Origin of the sequence: Tabrizicola sp., assembly GCF_041911175.1 — a bacterium.
In the GTDB taxonomy this organism is placed as follows: Bacteria; Pseudomonadota; Alphaproteobacteria; order Rhodobacterales; family Rhodobacteraceae; genus Tabrizicola.
Map to the genome: position 1 here is coordinate 1 of NZ_JAYRPN010000096.1, position 3,455 is coordinate 3,455.

The following is a 3,455-nucleotide window of genomic DNA, read 5'->3' on the forward strand; positions in this document are numbered from 1 at the left end:
AGCCGTTCCTGCTGTTCCTCGATCTGGCGGGAAAATTCGACCGGGTCGCCATGGATGTCAAAGGTGATTCGCTTGACCGGGCAGCGCGGACGTTCCTCATCCTCGTCCACGCGGACGTTATCCGCATACGGGATGGACCGGGCTCGGGCGGCTGCTTCTTCGGCCGGCGCAGCCTGAGGTCGGTCGCCGGTTTCATCGCGATACCATTCCTCAAGTTCGGGCCGCAGGGCGGGATTGCCGAAATAGCGATGCTGGGCCTCTTCCGCCGTCCTGCGACGGAAAGGATCAGACGAACGAAGATCATGAGACCAGCCGGGAAGCGTCCCATCCCCCATCTCGATCGGCTCGAGCACCATGAGGACCGGGTGGAGGCGGGTTGCCCATTTCCCCCAGCGCAGCAGGCGAGGGCCAAGTCCTTCCCGCGCCAGCGACGTGGGTGGAGGCCGCCGCCATTGCGGGATGTCCGGCCTGATGGCCTGACCCGGCGGGCGCGGGGCGGGTGCAGACGGGCGTGTGGCGGGGGTTGAGGGGCTCGTTGCGGGTTGTGCCGCATATTGCGCCCAGTTTCCCGACGCATCCGCGAGCCTGAGCGACCCCGGCAGCGGATCGTCGTCCTTTGGCGCCGGGAACGTCCGCGTATCCCGGATAAAGACCGCCTCGCCCACGGTATTGCGGTTGTTCATGTGAAAGCGGTCGAGGTGGCGGATGACGTGGCTGCCCTCGGCGCGGACCTGGGCCGCGTGGGTGATCGGCTCGCTGATGCCGCCGACGGTGCCAGAGACCACCCCCTTGCCCACCCCCGGCTCGTCGCCGTGGACATGGCGGGTGTGCGACCGCATCACCATCGCCCTCTGCCCGGTGAAGCGGACCGATCGCGTGTAATTCCTGTCATGGCCGCAGAAATCCACCACCGGATAGGGCACCGGCACCGAGGGCGAGCGGCAGACATCCGGCGCCAGCGAGATGATCCGGGCCTGATCGGTGTCGCGCAGGCCCTCGCGCGGCGTGCTGGTGGTCCAGGGGGCGGGATAGCCGGGCTCGGCGATATGGTCGTCCTGCGGGATGCTCATGCGGCGGCCTTTGCGCCCGTCAGCCATTGCCAGGCCAGATGCAGCTTTACCCCCTGCGCCTGAGGCAAGGGAAAGCGGGCGCGCCAGGTCAGCAGGATCAGCGCCTCTTGCCGCCAGTCGAACTGCACGCCGTCGAGATGCAGCCCGATCCATGCGCCGTCATCGACCCGCACCGCAAAGCCCAGCCCGGGCAGGCGCCCGGCCGCATGGGGATGCGCGGGATGCAGGTTGGTCAGCCGATAGCTCTCGTCGCCCTTAAGCCAGGGGCGGACGATCTGGTCCTCGGGGGCGCATTGCCAGAAACGGGGATCGAAATCCTCGGGCAAGAGCGGGTGGCGGCCGGCCAGCCAGGCCTCGTCATAGGTTCCGGCATGGCGATGGCGCGGCCGCCAGAAGGGCGGGATCGGACCCAGACCCGCCGGGGATGCCGCCGGCGTCATGTCGGGGCCGGCAGAGATCTGCGGCGCGGGAACCGGCAGGTTCTGCCGGCTCTGGCGAGGCCCGATGCGGCCGCAGCCGATGGGGTTGTCGGGGTCGGGCCCGGCATCGGCATCGGTATCGGTATCGGCGCAGCCGCCCCGCCCTCCGGCCGCCAGGCGCCAGTCCATCGGCACGCTGCCCGCGGGCGCGGCCTCGCCCGCGGACCAGCCGACGATCTCGGCGTGCTTGCGGCGCAGCGGCCATCGCGACGGCCTGATCACCGGCTGCCAGTGCCGTGGCCCCGTGACGTGCAGGCGCTTGTCCACCGGCCCGATCTCAAGCCTGCAATCCCATTCCCGCGCCTTGTCGGCCGGGGCAAAACTGGCCCCCAGAAACGTCACATCCGTGCCAGGCTTGCCGGGCACCAGGTCGGATTGGTGCAGCATCGGCGTTTCCTGCGGATCGCCCTCATAGGTGTCCTGCCATTGCAGCGGCATCTGCTGGTCGCGCCAGCCTGCCGGGCCGTCCTGGACATGCTCGAACGTGCCGCGCAGCGTGACCACGCAGTCCAGATCGCCCTTATGGTCGAACTGCCGAAAGGCCAGTGCCGGCAGAGGGGTCGGGTTCAGCAGCTCCATCAGTTCATGTCGATCGGCTTGCCGCGCATCTGGAAATGTTCGGTCGCCACAAAGTTGAAGGTCTTGCCGAGGATGATCACCTCGCCGTTCGCCTTCATGATGAACTTGCTGTCGCCGCATTCGATGACGAATTCCTCGCCGACGGCGATCTTCTTGTATTTGCCGACGCTTTCCAGCGAGGTCGCGCCCACGTTCGTCACCTTGGACATCCCGATCTGCTCGGCCCGCGCGATGCCGATCGTGTCGGACCTGAAGCTGCCGACGATGGTGTTCATCACCCCCGGCAGCGGAAACAGCCCCGCCGCCGCCTCGCCCACACCGTTGCCCGCGTCCCCCAGGGCACGGCCGGCATCGGGGCGGTCGCTCGCGCCGCCCACCACGCGGCCCCGGTCGCCAAGCCCGCCCGCGCCCAGAAACCCAAGCGCCGAAGAGGCGACCGTTCCGGCAAAAAGATCAAGCCCCGGCCCGCCGCCGCCCGCAACCTCGCCCGCCTGCTTCAGCAGCCCGGCGGTATGGCCCGCCAGCCCGCTGACCGCCGCCATCAGGGCAAAGGCCGAAATCCCGGTGCCGCCGACCACGGTGTTCATCGAGCCGCCGATCTCGTGCTTCTGGTTGCCCCCGACCTCGACCGCGCGGTTCTTGCCGACGGCCGCGACCTCATGGCGGTCCACCCGCTTGATGCGGTCGTTCAGCACCCGCGTCGTCTGGTCCTTCTGCGCATGGAAGAACATGTTCTGGATGCCGTTCTGGTCCTCAAAGGCGATCTCGTTGAAGCCCTGTCCCTGGTGGGTGTTCGAGCGCCAGACCGCCTTGGTCTTGTGTTCCGGCAACGGATAGGGCGCATCGTTCCGGCCGTTGAACACGTTCCCGGTGACGATGGGCTTGTCGGGATCGCCTTCGAGGAACTCGACCAGCACCTCCATGCCGATGCGGGGGATGACCATGCCGCCCCACCCGTTCCCGGCCCAGTTCTGCGACACCCGGCAGCGCATCGAATGGGCGCCGGCCAGATCCCAGTGAAACCGCACCAGGATGCGGCCGTATGCGTCGCAGTCGATCTCGCCCTCGCCCACCACCACCGCGGTCTGCGGGCCATGCACCACCGGGGCTGGCGTGCGCCGCGGCGGCACCATCGGCGCCGTGTCCGGCATCAGCGCATAGCTGCCGGTAAAGGAATACCCGTCGCTGCCCTGCCCGCCCGAACCGTAAGCCTCCGACACGAAGCGGTGCGACGCCGACAGGCACAGATAGGTCTCGCCCGTCCCCGGCACCTTGTCGCCCGACAGCGTCACCCGGCGCCCCGCCCGCAGGCTGGCGCAATCGCCCA

Annotated in this window: 3 protein-coding genes; all 3 read right to left on the minus strand. The window is 68.6% G+C overall.

Translation table 11 applies throughout. From position 1 onward, the window contains the following. The coding region (locus ACE3P6_RS13035) for a DUF4150 domain-containing protein (RefSeq protein WP_374395687.1) at positions 1-1,070 on the minus strand (1,070 nt) is incomplete at its 3' end. Then, positions 1,067-2,128, minus strand: a complete 1,062-nt coding sequence (locus ACE3P6_RS13040; protein ID WP_374395688.1) for a DUF2169 domain-containing protein — start codon at positions 2,126-2,128, stop codon at positions 1,067-1,069. The genes ACE3P6_RS13040 and ACE3P6_RS13035, both read right to left, overlap by 4 nt. Further along, positions 2,128-3,455: type VI secretion system Vgr family protein (locus tag ACE3P6_RS13045; RefSeq protein WP_374395691.1), on the minus strand; the 1,328-nt coding region annotated here is incomplete at its 5' end. The genes ACE3P6_RS13040 and ACE3P6_RS13045, both read right to left, overlap by 1 nt.

Excerpts from the sequence above, each read along its gene's own strand:
- ACE3P6_RS13040 (WP_374395688.1), bottom strand. The coding sequence starts at position 2,128 with ATGGAGCTGCTGAACCCGACCCCTCTGCCGGCACTGGCCTTTCGGCAG.